We start from the raw sequence: 17046 nt of genomic DNA on the forward strand, positions 1-17046 counted from the left end.
CGCCTCGGTTCCACTAGCCACTGGGCGCTGTGCCAACGATCACTAGGTCACCCACGGTGAGCTGACCGACTACAACGGGATCGACCTCAACCATGCCATCGGGACTACTCAGTCCTGTCAGCACCTCAACGTCCGAAGTCACCCCCGCCGGCGTCACAACCGTCACGTAGGTCCTCGAGTCTCCCCTGCTGAAAAGCGCGGCGAGCGGGACAGCGAGCACTGGTTCGGGCGTTGAGCGAGACTCGATCTCGATCCTGATCCGGACAGGCTGGGGTCCCTGAACCTCCAGGTCTCGCTGAACAGGTGTGAGTCTGACAAACACCTCATCGGGCCCGGCGCCCTGCGTGCCCGGGCGTGTCGCGATTTCCGTGACGATCGCTTCAATCGCCGTGAGGCCGATGCCAACTTCAACGGTGCCACTATCTCCAACAGCAAGATAATCAACCTCGTCAAGACTCACGGCAGTGTCAATGCCAAGTTCCACGCCGGAGATCTCCAAAATCGGTCCTGCTGCAATGTCCCCGACCCGAGCGCGTAAGTCGCCCACGCGGAACGGAACAGTTGCGACAATCAGGATTTCGGTTCTCGGTGCTGGCCTTCCCGGGAGAGGTGAGTACCCTTGGGATTCGTAGAGCATCTGAATGGCGTCTCGGGTTGCGCGTCCGTAGATCCCGTTTGTGGGTCCGTCGTAGAGTCCCAGCTGTGTGAGCGCCTCCTGCAGAACCGCGATGTCCTTCCCGGTTGCCCCGGCTGTGGCGGTGCGGAACAGCGGGAACTCTCCAGGTAGAACGATTGCCGGGCGACCCGCGATCTCGTAAACGACGTCTCCCTCGTTGATGATTGTTCCCGCCTCGGGAAGCCACGTGATGACCGGCAGGAGGCCGCTCACCTCAACATCAGCCGCGGATAGTGTGCCGAGGCTGTCGAACCCGAGCGTGCCACGAGTGACCACTTGATTCGTGATGCGCACCAGCTGAACAGGCACCGTGACTGGTTGGGGGGGCGGCAGAGTGGTTTCCGCAGACGCCTCCTGGGGTGTAGCGAGCTTAGAAATCGCGATCGAGGCAGCGATCGCCGCCATCAAAGTCGTAGACAGAAACGCGATGAAGATGCGACGGTTCATCAGCGAGTTACTGCTCGGGGGAAACGATGTTCAGGAACTCGCCATACCGGTCAACAGCCGAGCGCGCCTCATCGACCGCCAAGGCAAGGCGATCCCCATTGCTCCGAAGCCACTCTGCTTCGTACTCTGCTCGGACCAAACGCTCGGTTGTTGCCTGCGCTTCGAAGCAGGCACGCGCCGACTGGTTGTAGGCGCGCTCGTTCGCAGCAACTACGAGCAGCTGTTCCTGCGCGTCCTGATAGGACAGATCACCCTCTCGATAGTGATCGAAGATCGCGGAGGCCTCCGCCTGAAATCGGTTTGAGGCCTGTTCCATTCCCCCCCTCTCGAATCCCTGATTCGCGACACACGCCATCGCATCCTCTGCCGCCTTGATGACGCGGGCGTCCTGGGTAACCCGCGCGTTAAGATCTCCAGTCTCGATCGTCAACCATGAGGCCAGCGATGCGAGCGGATCAGGGAACTGCGCGATAGCTGTGCTCCAGCATTTCGCCTCGTCTTCCGAGTACTCAGGAGAACCCGGCTCGCTGGGAAGGGGCTCAGGTGCGGCTAGGACTTCGAGCAAGTTGAGGAAGTACTCCGCAACATCTCCCGTAAGTGAACTGCGAGGTCCCGCGGAGACGTTGGGTTCCTCGACCGATGGCAGATCGTTAAGACTGAAGTCCCATCCCTGGGCCACCATGCAATCAACGATCGCTTCGTATCTGGCGAGGTCCACGGCTCGAAGGATCTCGGACTCCGAGTAGCCAAGGACCTCTTCGATGGCTGCCTCAACCGGAAGTACGCGACCTGTGTAGGCTCCTTCAGCCGCTCCCTGGTCACCTGCCTCGCCCTTCGCGCAGGCGATCACGACGAGCATGGACAGCGACACAAGCACCGCTCGACCTGCACGCCTCCGCCCGCAGTATCCCCCAGGGCGATTCGCACCGGATAAGACAACAGCTGCTGTACGCGCCGGTCTCACTCGCTTGTGTACCCTCACTTTCGCCCACGCGGGAGGACCCGCGCGGGAGTCCTTACCGAACCTGCCATGCGGAACTTACCGTGCCCCAACCTCCTAGAAACCGTAGTTCGATCCGGTGGTCGCACAGGTCCGCGTGTATGGCCAACTGATCAATTCCTTGCATAGCCGGAAGTACGCGAAGCTGTTGTTGTCATAATACGTGAACTGCACCCACTCGCCATATGAGGGCTGCGACTTGAAGTAGCCGGTACTCGGCCAGGACTCAAAGAAAACGAAGGCGCCATCGGTCGCAGTATCGTGCACCTTCCCTACGTAATAGAGGTCCCCGTCGCAGGTCGAGGCATAGGCTACGGTTTCCTCGCCCCATCCCGCCGACGACCACCACGGAACGTCCCACCTACAGTGCGCGTTCGCGCTGCGCATGCTCACGATGCTGAACGCAACGACAAGCACTCCCAGAACCGCGCCAACCAACGGCCTACGCCATGTCGTGACCACTTTCCACACCCCCAGTCCGTTGACTGCCCCCTGCCGCCATCATGGTGAGGAACGGTCGATGGTGCCCACTAGGGCCAAAGGTCCCGATTCCCGAATCGAAGCCATAGGTTGTTCGGTGTCCAGGGATTCGAGGGGACACGTGCCCTGGTGCTGCTCCATCGTCAGGTGGTTGACAAATCCTCGTCGCGGCCTCCGGCGGCGGTGCCGCCCTCCCCAAGCCCTTATGCCCGGGGTAATCGCCTCGACCTGGCGCTCGACGGGGATCTCGAGGGGGATGTCGAGGGGGGAACAAACCGAACTTCCCGATCCTATGGATCTAGGCGACCCGCCAGCCGAAATCGGAAGCCTCGGCGATGGGCAGTCGGCCAGCCGACGCCTGCGGAAACTCACAAGGCGAGTCGTACCCCGAGTCGGACTGTGTTGGGAGTTTGTCGGCGGTATCAAGTCGAGGTGCTACGAGGCAGCCGGGGTCCAGGGGAGCCCCGCAAGGGAGACTCCTACGCCCATGTTCCCGAGGGTGCGTGCTGCTTGCGCCAGCGCCACCTGGCTGAAGAAGGGCAGGTCCTCCGCAGGGCTCCCATTGTGTGCTGTTCCGAGGATCAGGTACACGACGTTGTAGTCCGATCCAACCTTGCCGTCTTCAGCGAGGTCTACGAAAGTAGGGTTGAGGCGCCTGATCCTCGAGGTCAGCCGCCTTCGGAAGGCTTCGTCGCCGAGGACTGAGTCCATTGCCACCGTCGCTTGACTCCACAGGTGGCTGAGGGTGCTCGACTGAGATCGTCGCTTCGCGAACACGAGAGTCTTGCGATCCGGCAGCGCGAGATCGCAGAACTCGATCTTGTTGGCACCGCCTCCGATGGGGATGGTCTTCTTGTCGAGCAGCAGCGCGCCCAGCTCACTCGCGGCCCGCTTGTTGTAGGCGGGCTCGTCATCTGTGTCCATGAGCACGGGGAACCGGACTGAGCTCAGTCGTATTCGAGCTGTGTCAGATCGAATCCGCTTCACGAAGTCTGACTCGATCTGGTACCAGTCTCCATCTACGAGTTGGTAGGTCTCGCCCGCGGGACCGTCGACTTCGGCGATCAGGCATCGATAGACGCTCGCCAGGTTTCGATGCTCTGCGCCCTCGTAGCGGATGAGCACCTTGTCTCCATGTATCCGATCGATGCTTACGTCGTCTTCGCGCGTCGATAGGTACTCCTCAAGTCGGAGATCCGTGCGGAAGGTCTTCTCGCGGCCTCTCTCGCTTGAGAAAGCGAAGCCTTCGAGTTTCTCCAGTTCAAGCACTTCAGGCGCGGCGAGGTATAGGCAGCGGAACTCCGAGTCTCCTTGCTCGCCGACAGCAATGAGTGCGGCCGCGAGCTTCCGGTCCAAGGACTCAGAGGTGTCCTCATCGACTCGTTGCACGAAGTCCACGAATGCGAAGTCGGTCTTGTAGTCGTCGCGACGAGAGATCTGAAGGAGATCTCGGGCCTTCTCGGCTAGCCCTTCGGCGCTTATGCGCACATCAATCGTGACGCCCGTCGATCCTCTCACAAGCGGGCCAACCACTGCTTCGTAGAGGCTCTTGGTCGCCCCGGCGGCACCCTGAAGGATGTCCCTGAAGATGTCGAGAGAGAAGGCGCCAAGGTCGGTGCCGCTGCTCGACTGAAGGGTCGTTCTAACAACGACATCATCCTGGCGCCATGTGTTGAAGCCCCGCAGGCGTGCCGGATCTACCGTGTTGAGAGCGACCCGGATCCCAAATGTCCGATCGACATAGCGCTGGTTGATCAGGTAGCGGCCGTGCCCGAACGTGAAGCAGACGATCCGGCTGTTCGGACCGGAAATGGCCGGTCGTAGGACGAGGAGCGCGCTCGTGGTGCGGATCGCTGGAGCCCGGAGATCATCGCTTGAGATCGGGTCGAGGAACTCGACCCACCATGGGACCGTCTCTTCCGACGTCTTTAGATAGAGGGCGCCCTCCAGCCCTGACTCACGTGTGAGTCTCTTCTCGGTCAACCCGTCTACGCCGCGCACTACATCCTCTCGAGACGTTCCCGGCCTCATCAGAAACGCGGTCAGGTGGCGACGAGCATCGACCATGTGGTGAAGGCTACTAACTGCTCCCAGGCCTCCGCCTTCGCTTGTGCAACTTGGCTTCGCTTGGTCAAGGACACGCCCCCTGCGGGGGCGTGTGAGCGTGTCGCCCGGGGCTCTTGAGTGTCTGAGCGGAGTTGGAGACACGGTTTCGCCCTGGTGAGGAGAGGTGGCAGTCGATCTTGGGCGCGTCGACTACGGCGCTGGTCAGGGGCTGGCGATGGGCTAGAAGGGGTCGGGAAGGTCGCGCGGGGGTGCGTGAGGCTGACTTGGGTTGTTGTCTGAGTGTCGGGATGGGTGTCTGGATGGGTGACTGGATGGCCCGATCCACCTCCATCTCGCGGGGATCGCGGGGCGTTGGCTAGTGGCGGCGGCGTATCTGGCTCGGTTTCGCCGGAGCGCGGTGAAGGTGAGCCCCTTGGGTCGGCAGTGCCTTCCGTAGACGGGGAGCCACCGACCGGGATGGCGGCGGCTCTCTCGGTGTTCGGTGGCCCAGTGCTGGGACTTGGTGATCGGCTGGCTGCGGATACCGAGGTGTTCGGCGTACCTGCCGAGGCGGTGGCGCACCTCACACCGACAGGTGCGGCAGCGGAGGGTGTCAGCGTCGGCGAGGGCCAGTTCTCCGCCACAGGTCGGATTGGGACAGGGGGCGCCGGGTCGACGGGCGGCGCGTTCGACAGCGACGTGTTGCGATGCTCGCTCAAGACGCTGGAAGTGGGTCTTGGCGTGTGGATTGGCTGCGGTGCTCCGTACCGTCGACGGGGCGCCTTTGGTGACGTACTTGGCGATGTAGGCGGAGATGCGCCCGACCTGGCGACCGTCGGGGCTGTTCGGGTCGTTGGTGAGATGCTGGAGATCGGCGATGTGCCCCCATCCTCGGTTGGGGTTGGCGTACGACTCGTTGGTCCGGTCGATTGCCCTGCGGAGTTGCTCCTCGGTGATGTTGCCAGCGAGGAGTACGTGGAGATGGGCTAAACCTCGCCGCTGGACTTCGCGGGCTTTGAGGAACTCGGGCCGGTGTCCGAGCTCGCGTTCAAGGTAGACCATCAGGCGGCTCCAACGGTCACCGAGTTCCCAGTTCCACTCCGCAGCCGCGGCGTAGTCGAACGCATCGAGATCGACGGGCAACCCGGCAAGCGGATCGTCCGGCCCATGAATCACCGGGGCCACGGACCGGGATCGACGACCGGCCAGTTTGGCCTTGCCACGGGCGTGTTTGGTGCACCATGCGCAGACGGCGCGTGGCCGCTGCGCCGCCAGATGTCGTGCCCGGGCAGGGCCCTTCGTGTAACGAGCCCGCCAGTACGCGACGTGGTACCGGTGGATGACGCGCAACTCGGCTGGTGCATCGGTGCGCCACATCGGCGGCGCGGTGAGGGTGACGAAGGTGACGGTGCCACCGGGTTCAAGGCGCTGCCAGACTCCGCTGCGGGTGATCGCCTTGGCATCGCCCTGGTAGAGCGCGGCGCAGCCTGGGCACAGATCGAAGCTGGTCGCCTTACAGCGCGACAACTCCCGGCGCCCGGTGCGTTCGTCCACGAACAGGCAAGGACGGACACACCCGAACGGCGTCGAACGCGACTGGGCGGACCCGGTCTCCCGAGGGGCGGCCACGGCGGCAGGGAGGTGCCGTTAGGACGCCGTGGCCGCACCGGCACAAGCCGGCTTGCCCTCGGGCTCCCGCACCCGGGCCGCGGTCTGCAGCAACGCTGCAACACACGCCAGGGTGGCGGGATCGGTGACCCGCTCCGGAAGACCCTGAGCGAGCCGTGACCGAGAAACGAAAGAGGGGATGCGCTCCCTTGCAGGCGAGGACATGCGGCACCTCCCGGTGCAACATGTCCCGACTGGCAAACTTGCACATCCCCTAGGGATGACGGCCCAACTCGGGACGAGTGGGTTGTTGGGGACCAAACTACATAGCTGTGACCCGCTTGTAAAGGGGGACCCGGAGAATGCAGCGCTATCCGCATGACACCGTGCGGCTCGAAAGAGACCGACCACCACAGCAGCTGGTGGAACAGATCCGCTCCACCGTGGCCCGCCAGCATGGAATCGGCACCTTCCGGCTGCACAGCAGGTCGGGCCGCCGACTCGCCTACCGGCTCCGCGACCTGCTCGAAGCTGACTTTGACGTCGTGGTGTCGGTAGCGGACCCCAACCAGGACTCACCCCGCCACCAGGACTGGCGCAGCCGCTGGGTTGAACCTCCCCGGGTTTCTTGGAGGCTTTGGGGTGTCCTGGGTTTGGCGGAGGCAGCTTTCTGGATTCATGCTGCCGGTGTCGATTGATGTCGAGCTTCGAACTCGACTGGTGTGATCATGCCAAGTGCCGAGTGCCGTCGCTGCCGATTGTGCCAGATCTCGAGATACTCGAAGATTGCCGTCGCCAGCTCGACTCGAGTCTTCCACCGCCGGGTGTTCAACAGTTCGACCTGCATCCGGCTCCAGAACGATTCGATGACCGCATTGTCGAAGCAATCCCCGATCGAGCCCATCGACGGGACCAATCCGGAATCGACGGCGCGTTGGGTGAACGCCCACGACGTGAACTGCGTGCCCTGGTCGCTGTGGATCACGGTCACACCGCCGATGGGCCGGCGGTTATCGATGGCCATCCCGAGGGCGTTGGTCACCAGGCTGGCGGTGGCAGTCGAATCGATTGACCAGCCGACCACGCGTCGAGAGAATGTGTCCAGGACAACAGCGCAGTAGACCTTGCCTTCCCGGGTGGGATGTTCGGTGATGTCAGTTACCCACAAACGATCTGGCCGGTCACGACCGAAACGGCGGTCGACCAGGTCCGATGCGGTCGCCATGTTGGGAACCTTGCGAAACTTCGGCCTTCCGGATAGACCGTGGATGCCAGCCCGGCGCATCAGCATCGCCACCGCCTCAAGCCCGACGGCGATGCCGTGGCCGAGGGTGAGTTCGGCGTGCACCCGCCGAGCACCGTAGGCAGCCTTGGCGTCGGCGTGGATCTTGCTGATCAGCTCGCTCAACCATGCGTGACGCACCGCTCGAGGCGACAGCGGACGGTCCAGCCACCCGTAATAGCCCGACACCGACACCCCCAACACCCGACAGGCCTTCTCCACGGGGAGTCCTTCTGCGGCCATCACCCGGATCGCCGCGAATCGCCTTTTGGGGAGGCCTCGCCCTTCAACAACTCGGTGGCTCGCCGGTGGATAGCGACCTCGATCTCCAACTCCCGAATCCGCCTCCGGGCAGCGACCAGCTCGGCCTTCTCCCCAGACGTCAACCCCGGCTCCACGCCAGCGTCGATGCGGGCCTGACGTCGCCACGTGTAGATCGACTGGTCGCTGATCCCCAGCTCGGCCGCCACCTCCGCCACCCGGCGGCCACCCTCGACCAGGTCCACCACACGGCGCCGGAACTCCCCCGGATACCCTCTGCGTGCCATAGGTCCTCCTCACAGACCATGACAGCAGAATCCAACAATCCGCCTCCGCAGAACCCGGGGCACACCAGGTCACCGAACTCCTAGTCAGAACCCCATCCCACTAACCATCCACAAGGCCATCCCGGGACCCGGCTGTTCCACAACCCTGCGACCGTTAGACCTGCCTCTCGATTCGGCCGGAGGCACCTCCGGGATACCCCGGGACCTGGCCGGGATTGCCCGGGACCTGGCCGGGATTGCCCGGCACCTGGCGGACCTTGACCGGCACGTGGCGGATCTTCACCGGCACCTGACCGACACTGCCGGGCACCCGGCGGACCTTGACCGGGACCTGGCCCACATTGGCCGGCACCTGGCCCACATTGGCCGGCACCTGGCGGCTTTTCTCCCCTCGCTGCCGCGGATGCGCCGGGACCGTGGCGGGTCTTGGCCGGAAACGCCGGCACCTGCCGGCTTTTCTCCCCGGTCGCCCGGGAGCTTGCCTGATACGCCGTAGCCCTAGGGAGCATCGCCGGGGATACGCCGGAGCCTGCCGGTGTTTCTGCGCCGCGGATCGGGGTCAGGCGGCCCAGGTGATGTCGATGCGGTCGGGGTCGAAGGTGTTGATCGGCCGGGTGACGGGTTTGACGGTGAGGGTGGCGACGACCGCGGTGATCAGGGCGCGGCGCCACTCGACGCTGCCGGTATCCCAGGCTTGGCGAAGAGCCTTGTGGGATTTGGGAAGGTTGGCAGTGGGTCCGCGGTGACGGCTTAGTAGCCGGGAGGCGTCGGCGATGCGCTGGTCGGTGACTTCGCGGATCTTGAGCCACTCCCGTCGGGTGATCTCACCGGCACCGAACATGGCCGCAGCCTCCTCCCGCCGCGCCTCGGCGGCGGTGAGTTCCCGGGCTGCCTGGGTCTCTCCAGCGTCGCCGCGGCGTCGGGCGGCCAGGGTCTTGGCCAACTCGGGGCCGGAGACAGCGAAGATCACCGCGTCGCGGACCAGCTCGTCGAGGGGAGCCGCGGTGACGGTGAGTTTGCCGCAACCCGGCCCCCCGGGACGAGCCACACAGGCGTAACGGGCCACCCTGGTGCCATCGTTGCCAGGACGCCACGAGGTCCACAGCGGCCCGCCACACCGCCCGCAGCGGGCAATACCGGAGAGCAGATGCGACGAGGGACGCCCCGGCCGGGCCACCCGCCGGATCCGTGCGGCCAGGGTCTCCCACTCGGCACGCTTGAGGATCGGCTGCCACTGCCCGTCGGCGACCACCTGACCCTTGTAGGTGCGCAGTCCGGCGATCCGGGGGTTGCGCAGCACCCCCATCAGCGTGGCCGCCGACCAGCCGTACCGTGCCGCCTGCGGCGACGGGATACCCCGGCGGTTGAAGTCCCGGGCCACCGCCGGCACCGTCTCCCCGGCCAGTACCCGACGCGCCGCTTCCCGCACCAGCTCCGCCTCAGAAGGTCGGATCGTGGTCTTGTCGTCCTCCCAGCCGAACGGACGGCGCGAACCACGGGGGATGCCCCGCCGGGCCGCCTGCTCCGCCTCCCGGGCCACCCGCTCCCCCTTACGCTCCGACTCCTGACGGGCCACCGCCCCCATGATCCGAGCCTTCAGGCGCCCGTCAGAGCTCCCCAGGTCGGTGTCACCCGACACATTCGCCAAAGCGATCCGCAGCCGATCGGCGAGGGCGACGAACTCCTCCAACTCCGCCGGATGCCGGGTCAACCGGTCCAGATCCACACAGATCACCGCATCCCGCAGACCCGCTTCGAGATCGGAAAGCATCCGCCGGTAGGCGGGCCGCACCTTGCCGTTGAACGCCGAGGTCGAACCATCCACATACACCTCGGCCACCGGCCAACCCTTCGCCGCCGCCAGCCTGCGACCCAACACCTCCTGGCGGGCCACCCCCAACCCTTCGCCGGTCTTGTCCAAGCTGATCCGGCAATAGATCGCCGCCGCCGTCGGTTTCCTGGCAGCCACCCGCAACCTCCTGGGAGTGTCACCGGGGGAGGATACCGGCTAGTAGTGCAACTATCCAATGCTTGGGTTGTCGAGGTCGGTGCGGCCGCCGTCGGCCCAATGGATCACGTGATGGGCGTCGCACCATCGGGCCGGCCGTTCGCATCCCGGCCTGCGGCAGTGGCGGTCGCGGGCGACCAGGGCGGTGCGCGTAGCCGGTGGGATGGTCCGTGTGGCCCGCCCCACGTCGACCACCTGTGATCCCGGCCCCATGACCACGCGGGTGACGGTGGCGTCACAGGCGACCCGGCGGGCAGCCCGCGGGGTGATCACGGTGCCGTCGTCGAACTCGCAGGGATCGGCGGAGTGGCCCGCGAGGGCGTGGGTGGAGACGATCACCGAGACCTGGGGGCGAGTCTGGCCGGTCACCGGGGCGTCGCCGTGGGCCAGGTGGTCGGCACAGAGGTCGACCAGGGCGTCGGCGCGGCGCTGCGCCTGACAGCGGGTGTCGTTCGGATCGAGCCCGGCCGGATCGGTGAGCGATCGCAATGCGGTGAGGACGACCTGCCCTCCGTCGGGGTCGAGCTCACCATCGATGCGGACCATTCCTCCGAGGGTGGGCGAGACGTGGAGGTGGCGCCGGTCGTGGAGATGGCGGGCGTCGGCGTCGGCGGCGTGCCGATCGGCGGCCTGGATCCAATAGGAGACGGCGCGTCGGGCGTGGCCGGTGCCGAGCCCGGCCACCGTGTCGATGAGCAGGGTCCGGTCGCGGGCGAAGAGCGGGGCGGAGACGGAAGCCGCCTCGAGGAGCATGCGGACGCGGGGGAGGTCGATGCGGGCGGTGGCGAACGCCTCGGCCACCTCGGACTGTGCCCGGAGGCCACGGGCATCGGCCACCCGTCGCGCCGCCTCGCCGGCCGAGACTCCGACACGATGGCGGAGCAGGGCGGTGGTCGAGGTGAGGCCTTCATCCAGGAAGGCCTCCGCGGCGTCGATCTCGCCGAGGAGCTCGGCCTGGCGGGCCTCGAGCATCACCCGTTCTCGTTCCAGGCGCAGGTACTCGTCGGTCGGCGACTCGATCCAGGTGGGCGCCGGTCGAAGCGTCGTCATTCCTCGAAAGTACGACCCCGGTGTGACAGGAATGCGACCCCACGCCCCCTTGGTGACGCCGGTCTCCGGCCCCGTCGGGTCGACCCGTCCAGACACCCGACCGCCAACCGGACCCATCTCGTGGCGCTTCCCGCCTAGGTCCCGACCATCTCCAACACCACCTCGTGGAGCGGACCGTTGGTCGCCACGGCGTTCCCGCCGCGCACGGTCCTCGCCCCGGAGCGGTCGGTGAACCGTCCCCCCGCCTCCTCGACGATCACGATCAGCGGGGCCAGGTCCCACTCCGCCGCCACCGGCTCGGTGACGACGTCGACGGCGCCGTCGGCGAGGAACATGAAGGAGAGGAAGTCGCCGAAGCCGCGGGTCCTGCCGCAACGCCGGCTCAGGTCGATCGCACCGGTCCATCCGCGGCGTTCGTGGTCGACGAGCGAGTTCATCGAGTACGTCGCCTCCTCCAGGGTGTCCACCGAGGAGGCACGCATCGCGGTGGCGTTGCGCCAGGCGCCGCCGCCGCGTGACGCCCACCAGCGATGTCCCAAGGCCGGCGCCGAGACCACCCCCACTGCGATCTCCCCGTCGATCTCCAGGGCGATGAGGGTTCCCCACACCGGCACCCCCCTCATGTAGTTGAGCGTGGCGTCGATGGGGTCGACGATCCATCGTCTTTGGCCGGAACCCTCGGTGCCGTACTCCTCGCCGGCCACGGCGTCGGCGGGGCGGGCTGTGGCGAGAACACCCCGGATCGCCATCTCGGCGGCGCGATCCGCCTCGGTCACGGGAGTGGAGTCGGCCTTGGTGTCGATGCGGAGGTCGACCGCCCGGAAGCGGGCCAGCGTGACCGCGTCGGCGGCGTCGGCGGCTTCGATCGCCACCAGCAGGTCGGAGCGGAGTTCCATGCGGGCGATGTTGGCAGAATCTCGAGTGGTCGCGACCGACCCTCCGGAGCAGCAACTCGGAGGGGTTGGGGCTCGCCGCTGGGCTACATTCGGCATCGTGATCCACGATTCGCATCCCTTCGCCACCCCGGACGAGGAGCGTGATCCGGTGCGGAGGTTTCGGGGCCGGCTGTCCGCCCCGGTTACGGTGGTGACCGCCGGGAACGGAGAACGGCGGACCGGGCTCACCGTCTCCTCCCTGATGGTGGCCGACGGCGAGCCGGGTCGGGTGTTCTTCCTCTGCGGCCACAACACCGACCTCTCGGATCGTGTGGTCGAGGCCGGCGGGTTCGTGGTCCACGTCCTGGGGTGGGTCGATCGGCACCTGGCCGATCGGTTCTCGGGACGGGTTCCAAGTCCCGGGGGCCTGTTCCTGGGGATCGAGGCGAGCGACGGACCCCGCGGCCCGCTGATCGCCGCCCTGCCCACCAGGGCCGAGTGCCGCTTGATTTCGACCACGGATGTCGGCTGGTACCTGTTGATCGAGGGGGAGGTGGAATCGGTGGCGCTCGGCGAGCCGGTGGCCCCGCTGCAGTACCACAGGGGCCGTTTCCCGCCGCCACCGGGCCACTCCTAGGCGCTCCCTACACTCGCAGGATGCCCACCGACGCCCCCCGGGTATGGCTCGCCACGCTCGGCTGTGCCAAGAACCAGGTCGACTCCGAGAAGCTCCGGGGAAGGCTGGCGACCGCCGGTTACGCCGAGGCATCGGCACCGGAGTCGGCCGACGTGGTCATGGTCAACACCTGCGCCTTCATCGAGGAGGCGCGTCGGGAGTCGGTCGCCACCGTCCTCGAGGCCGCCGATCGCCGGTCGCAGGGTGCTCCCCTCCTCGTCCTGGGGTGCATGGCGCAGCGATACGGTGCCGAGTTGGCGGCGGCGCTCCCCGAGGCGACGGCCGTGATCGGAATGGACGGGTACGGCGATCTGGTGGGGGACCTCGACGCCCTCACCGGGCACCAATCGGCGCCCACCCCGGTGGGCGACATCCTCTACGACGCCCTCCGGCCCACCCCGGACGTGCCATACGCCTTCGTCAAGGCGGCCGAGGGCTGCGACAAGCGGTGCACGTTCTGTGCCATTCCGGGGTTCCGCGGGCGCCAGCGGTCACGGCCCGTCACCGACGTGGTGTCCGAGGTGACCGCGCTCTGCGCCGACGGGGTGCGCGAGGTGGTCCTGGTGGCACAGGATCTCGCCGCCTACGGACGCGATCTCGACGACGCCTCCGATCTTCCCCGGCTGATCAGGGAGGCGACTCGGGCACCCGGCCTGGAGCGGCTGCGACTGCTCTATCTCTACCCGCGTGAGGTCACCGACGCCCTGATCGCAGCGGTCGCCGGCAACCCGCTGGTCGCTGCGTACTTCGATCTCAGCCTCCAGCACGCTTCGGGCCGGCTGCTGCGAGCCATGAGCCGTCCCGGCGACGGCGGCTCGCATCTCGAGCTGATCGACCGCATCCGCGCGGCGGCGCCCGACGCCGCCCTGAGGTCTTCGTTCATCACCGGGTTCCCCGGTGAGACCGAAGCCGACTTCGAGGAGCTCATGGGGTTCCTCGAAGCGGCCGACCTGGACTGGGCGGGGTTCTTCCCCTTCTCGGCGGAGGAGGGCACCCCGGCGGCGACCCTCCCCGGGCAGGTCCCCTCGGTGGAGGCGGCGGAGCGGGCGCGGCTGCTGGCGTCACGCCAGGAGGAGATCACGGGGCGACACGGTGCCGAGCAGATGGGGAGAACGCTGGTGGTGCTCGTCGACGGGGTCGAGGACGGGGTACCCGTGGGACGGTCTCATCGCGAGGCGCCCGAGATCGACGGCGTGGTCCGCCTCGACGCGGGGAGCCGGGGGCAGATGGTCACCGCCCGGGTCACGGCGTCGTACGGCGACGAGCTGCTCGCAGAGGTGCTCTCACGATGATCGTCGAGGTGCTGGCGGTGGGAACCGAGCTGCTGCTCGGTCAGATCGTCAACGGGAACGCGGCGACGATCGGGAGCAGGCTGGCGGCCGCCGGCCTGGATCACTACCGCCAGGTCGTGGTCGGCGACAACCGGGAGCGGCTCACCAAGGCGATCGGCGAGGCGGCAGGGCGGTGCGACGTCCTGATCGTCACCGGCGGCATCGGGCCCACGCAGGACGACCTCACCCGGGAGGCGCTGGCCGCCGCCGCAGGAGTGCCCTTGGAGCGGTCTCCCGCCGAGGAGGATCGGCTGCGGTCCTGGTGGGAGTCGCGTGGTCGGGAGATGCCGTCGAGCAACCTTCGCCAGGCGGAGCGCCCCGTGGGGGCCGAGTTCGTCCCCAACCCCAAGGGCACGGCGCCCGGGCTGAGGATGCAGGTGGGCGACTGCCTGGTGTTCGCCCTTCCCGGGGTGCCCGAGGAGATGGTGGCCATGCTCGACGCAGAGGTCATGTCGCACCTGGCCGGCCTGCGCGGCGGGCAGGGCGGCGCCATCGTGAGTCGGCTGCTGCGCACCTGGGGCGAATCGGAGTCGCGGCTCGCCGAGATCCTCGGCGACCTCTACGAATCCGGTCGGAACCCGACGCTGGCGTTCCTGGCCTCGGGTGGCGAGATCAAGCTGAGGCTCACCGCCCGTGCCGCCGGCGAAGACGATGCCCGCCGCCTCATCGACCCGGTGGAGGCGGAGATCCGTTCCCGGCTGGGGTCGCTGGTGTTCGGCGCCGACGCCGAGACCGTGGAGGCGGTGCTGCTCGGGGCATGCCGCCATCGTCACTGGACGCTGGGCACCGCCGAGTCGGCGACCGCCGGGATGGTGGCGGCGGCCATCACCTCGGTGCCCGGGTCGTCGGAGGTGTTTCGTGGCGGCATCGTCGCCTACTCGGCGGAGGTCAAGGAGGCGCTGCTGGGGATCCCCTCTCGAACGCTCCACCAGTTCGGGCTGGTCAGCTCCGAGACGGCCGAGGCAATGGCCCAGGGGGGACGCCGGGCACTCGGGGCCGATGTGGTGGCGGCGATCACCGGCTCGGCCGGCCCCGATCGGCTGGAGGCTCCTGCAGGGACCATGGTGATCGCAGTCGCCACCCCGGATCGCTGCGCGGCGCGCACCCTGCGTCTCCCGGGAGACCGGGAACGGGTGCGAACCTACGCCACCACTTCGGCCCTTCACCTGGCTCGCCTCGCCGTCACAGGGGACTGGTGGTGATGAGGATCTTCGTGGCCGTGTCACTGGACGGAGAGACGCGCCACGCTCTCGCCCACGCCCTGTCCGCAGGGGTGGCATCGATTCCCGGCAAGATCGTTCCCCCCGAGAACTGGCACCTCACGCTGCGCTTCCTGGGCGATGTCGAAGAGGTCGCATGCGACCGGCTGCTCGGCTGTCTCTCCGAATCCGATCTCGGGGGTGCCTTCACGCTTCGTTGGGAGGGGCTGGGAGCGTTCCCTCGACCCGATCGGGCGACGGTGCTCTGGGTGGGGGTCGGCGCCGGGCTCGATCGGCTGGAGGCGCTCGAGGATGCCACCGACGCCGCCATCGACCGCGCCGGGTTCCCGGCCGAGGAGCGTCCTTTCAACCCGCACCTCACCTTGAGCCGGATCCGACCCCCGCAGGATCTGACTGCGATCCTGGCCTCGGCTCCCGGCGTCTCCATCCCGATGGCCGTCGACCGCATCGGCGTCTTTCGGAGTCGCCTGGGCGAGGGCGCCCCGCGGTACCGGCTGCTCGAGGAGTTCCTCCTGCCCTCTTCGGCGGGGTGATTGCCACCGAACAGATGTTCGGCTACCTTTGCGGGGTACGTTCGAATATCATCACTGTGATTCACCGTGTCGTGTCATACCGGCGTCGTATCTTCGGCGATGGTGACTCGGATCGAATCCGGAAGGAGCAACACCGTGGAAGGTGACAAGTCCCTCGACATGGCCCTCTCTCAGATCGAGCGTCAGTTCGGCAAGGGCGCCATCATGCGGCTCGGTGCTGCCAACGTGCAGAAGATCGGTGCCATCTCCACGGGGGCACTGGCCCTCGACCTGGCGCTCGGTATCGGCGGTGTACCCCGCGGCCGCATCGTGGAGGTGTTCGGACCGGAGAGCAGCGGCAAGACGACGCTGGCCTTGCACATCGTCGCCGAGGCCCAACGCAACGGCGGCATCGCCGCCTTCATCGACGCCGAGCACGCCCTCGACCCCGGCTACGCCGCCGCCCTCGGAGTGGACGTGGACGAGCTCCTGATCTCACAGCCCGACACCGGAGAGCAGGCTCTGGAGATCACCGACATGCTGATCCGGTCCGGCGCCCTCGACGTCGTCGTGATCGACTCGGTGGCTGCGCTGGTCCCTCGAGCCGAGATCGAGGGCGAGATGGGCGACACCCACGTCGGCCTCCAGGCACGCCTCATGTCGCAGGCACTGCGCAAGCTGGCCGGGAGCATCAATCGTTCTCAGACCACCGCCGTGTTCATCAACCAGATCCGCGAGAAGATCGGAGTGATGTTTGGCAGCCCGGAGACCACCCCGGGCGGACGGGCCTTGAAGTTCTACTCATCGGTGCGCATCGACGTGCGAAGGATCCAGACCATCAAGGAAGGCCAGGAATCGGTGGGCAACCGGGTGGTGGCCAAGGTGGTGAAGAACAAGGTGGCTCCGCCGTTTCGGAAGGCGGAGTTCGACATCATGTTCGGGGAGGGGATCTCCCGGGAGGGCTCGCTGCTCGACGTGGCCACCGAACAGGACGTGGTGCGCAAGAGCGGTGCCTGGTACACGTTCGATGGCGACCAGCTCGGGCAGGGACGGGAGAACGCCAAGCGGTTCCTCAAGGAGAACCCCGAGGTGGCTGTGCAACTCCAGGCGCGGGTCATGGAAAAGGTCGGCCTGGCGGGTCCGGCCGGTGGCTCGTTCGACGAGGAAGCGGCCGACGACGAGGCGAACGAGGAGTCCGGCAGCCTGGAACGCGTGGAGCTGGGTGATGTAGATGCGTGAGGGGGGCGGTTTCCAGATCGACCCTTTCCTGAGACCACCAACGCAGTA

At 66.9% G+C, this 17046-nt stretch carries 15 protein-coding genes and 1 pseudogene; 7 read left to right on the forward strand and 9 right to left on the reverse strand.

Going from position 1 to position 17046, the window contains the following annotated elements:
* Nucleotides 1-13 precede the first annotated feature (13 nt).
* The 3 genes from QY307_00220 to QY307_00230 all read right to left on the reverse strand — a co-directional run bounded on the left by QY307_00220 (nt 14) and on the right by QY307_00230 (nt 4670).
* The gene (locus tag QY307_00220) at nt 14-1123 is read right to left on the reverse strand and encodes a peptidoglycan-binding domain-containing protein (GenBank protein ID WKZ82719.1); all 1110 of its coding nucleotides are present in this window, start codon (nt 1121-1123) and stop codon (nt 14-16) included.
* 7 nt (nt 1124-1130) lie between these two features.
* Nucleotides 1131-1982, reverse strand: a complete 852-nt coding sequence (locus tag QY307_00225) for a hypothetical protein (GenBank protein WKZ82720.1) — start codon at nt 1980-1982, stop codon at nt 1131-1133.
* Between the two features lie 1056 nt (nt 1983-3038).
* Nucleotides 3039-4670, reverse strand: coding sequence for a TIGR04141 family sporadically distributed protein (locus tag QY307_00230; GenBank protein WKZ82721.1), 1632 nt, complete (start codon nt 4668-4670; stop codon nt 3039-3041).
* A 456-nt stretch (nt 4671-5126) separates the two neighbouring features.
* Between QY307_00230 and QY307_00235 the strand changes: the two genes are divergently transcribed.
* Complete coding sequence (locus QY307_00235; GenBank protein WKZ82722.1) at nt 5127-5639, forward strand: hypothetical protein; 513 nt, start codon at nt 5127-5129, stop codon at nt 5637-5639.
* 657 nt (nt 5640-6296) lie between these two features.
* Here the strand turns inward: QY307_00235 and QY307_00240 are convergent.
* Nucleotides 6297-6482 (reverse strand): hypothetical protein, encoded by a 186-nt coding sequence (locus QY307_00240; GenBank protein ID WKZ82723.1) that lies wholly within the window; start codon nt 6480-6482, stop codon nt 6297-6299.
* Nucleotides 6483-6619: 137 nt separating this feature from the next.
* Here QY307_00240 and QY307_00245 point away from each other — a divergent pair, with 137 nt between their 5' ends.
* Entirely contained in the window at nt 6620-6955 is a 336-nt protein-coding gene (locus tag QY307_00245) for a hypothetical protein (GenBank protein WKZ82724.1), read from the forward strand.
* On the opposite strand, the pseudogene QY307_00250 reads toward QY307_00245, so the two are convergent.
* The 5 genes and pseudogenes from QY307_00250 to QY307_00270 form a co-directional block, all read right to left on the reverse strand.
* Nucleotides 6934-8087, reverse strand: a pseudogene (locus QY307_00250) (IS3 family transposase). The gene QY307_00245 and the pseudogene QY307_00250 sit on opposite strands and share 22 nt — an antisense overlap.
* A gap of 154 nt (nt 8088-8241) precedes the next feature.
* On the reverse strand, nt 8242-8460 hold the full coding sequence (locus tag QY307_00255; GenBank protein ID WKZ82725.1) for a hypothetical protein: 219 nt from the start codon (nt 8458-8460) through the stop codon (nt 8242-8244).
* Between the two features lie 186 nt (nt 8461-8646).
* Nucleotides 8647-10056, reverse strand: coding sequence for a recombinase family protein (locus QY307_00260; protein ID WKZ82726.1), 1410 nt, complete (start codon nt 10054-10056; stop codon nt 8647-8649).
* Nucleotides 10057-10107: 51 nt separating this feature from the next.
* The gene (locus QY307_00265) at nt 10108-11145 is read right to left on the reverse strand and encodes a DUF222 domain-containing protein (protein ID WKZ82727.1); all 1038 of its coding nucleotides are present in this window, start codon (nt 11143-11145) and stop codon (nt 10108-10110) included.
* 134 nt (nt 11146-11279) lie between these two features.
* Nucleotides 11280-12041 (reverse strand): inositol monophosphatase family protein, encoded by a 762-nt coding sequence (locus QY307_00270; GenBank protein WKZ82728.1) that lies wholly within the window; start codon nt 12039-12041, stop codon nt 11280-11282.
* Nucleotides 12042-12138: 97 nt separating this feature from the next.
* On the opposite strand from QY307_00270, the gene QY307_00275 reads away from it, so the two are divergent.
* From QY307_00275 to recA, 5 genes are all read left to right on the forward strand, one after another.
* Complete coding sequence (locus QY307_00275) at nt 12139-12657, forward strand: flavin reductase family protein (protein ID WKZ82729.1); 519 nt, start codon at nt 12139-12141, stop codon at nt 12655-12657.
* Nucleotides 12658-12677: 20 nt separating this feature from the next.
* Nucleotides 12678-13988 (forward strand): 30S ribosomal protein S12 methylthiotransferase RimO, encoded by a 1311-nt coding sequence (gene rimO, locus QY307_00280; protein ID WKZ82730.1) that lies wholly within the window; start codon nt 12678-12680, stop codon nt 13986-13988.
* The gene (locus QY307_00285; protein WKZ82731.1) at nt 13985-15229 is read left to right on the forward strand and encodes a competence/damage-inducible protein A; all 1245 of its coding nucleotides are present in this window, start codon (nt 13985-13987) and stop codon (nt 15227-15229) included. Before rimO ends, QY307_00285 begins: the two co-directional genes overlap by 4 nt.
* Entirely contained in the window at nt 15229-15780 is a 552-nt protein-coding gene (gene thpR, locus QY307_00290) for an RNA 2',3'-cyclic phosphodiesterase (GenBank protein WKZ82732.1), read from the forward strand. Before QY307_00285 ends, thpR begins: the two co-directional genes overlap by 1 nt.
* A gap of 99 nt (nt 15781-15879) precedes the next feature.
* Entirely contained in the window at nt 15880-16998 is a 1119-nt protein-coding gene (recA, locus tag QY307_00295; protein WKZ82733.1) for a recombinase RecA, read from the forward strand.
* Nucleotides 16999-17046 lie beyond the last annotated feature (48 nt).

It is taken from the genome of Acidimicrobiia bacterium (genome assembly GCA_030584185.1).
Taxonomy (GTDB): domain Bacteria; phylum Actinomycetota; class Acidimicrobiia; order Spongiisociales; family UBA11373.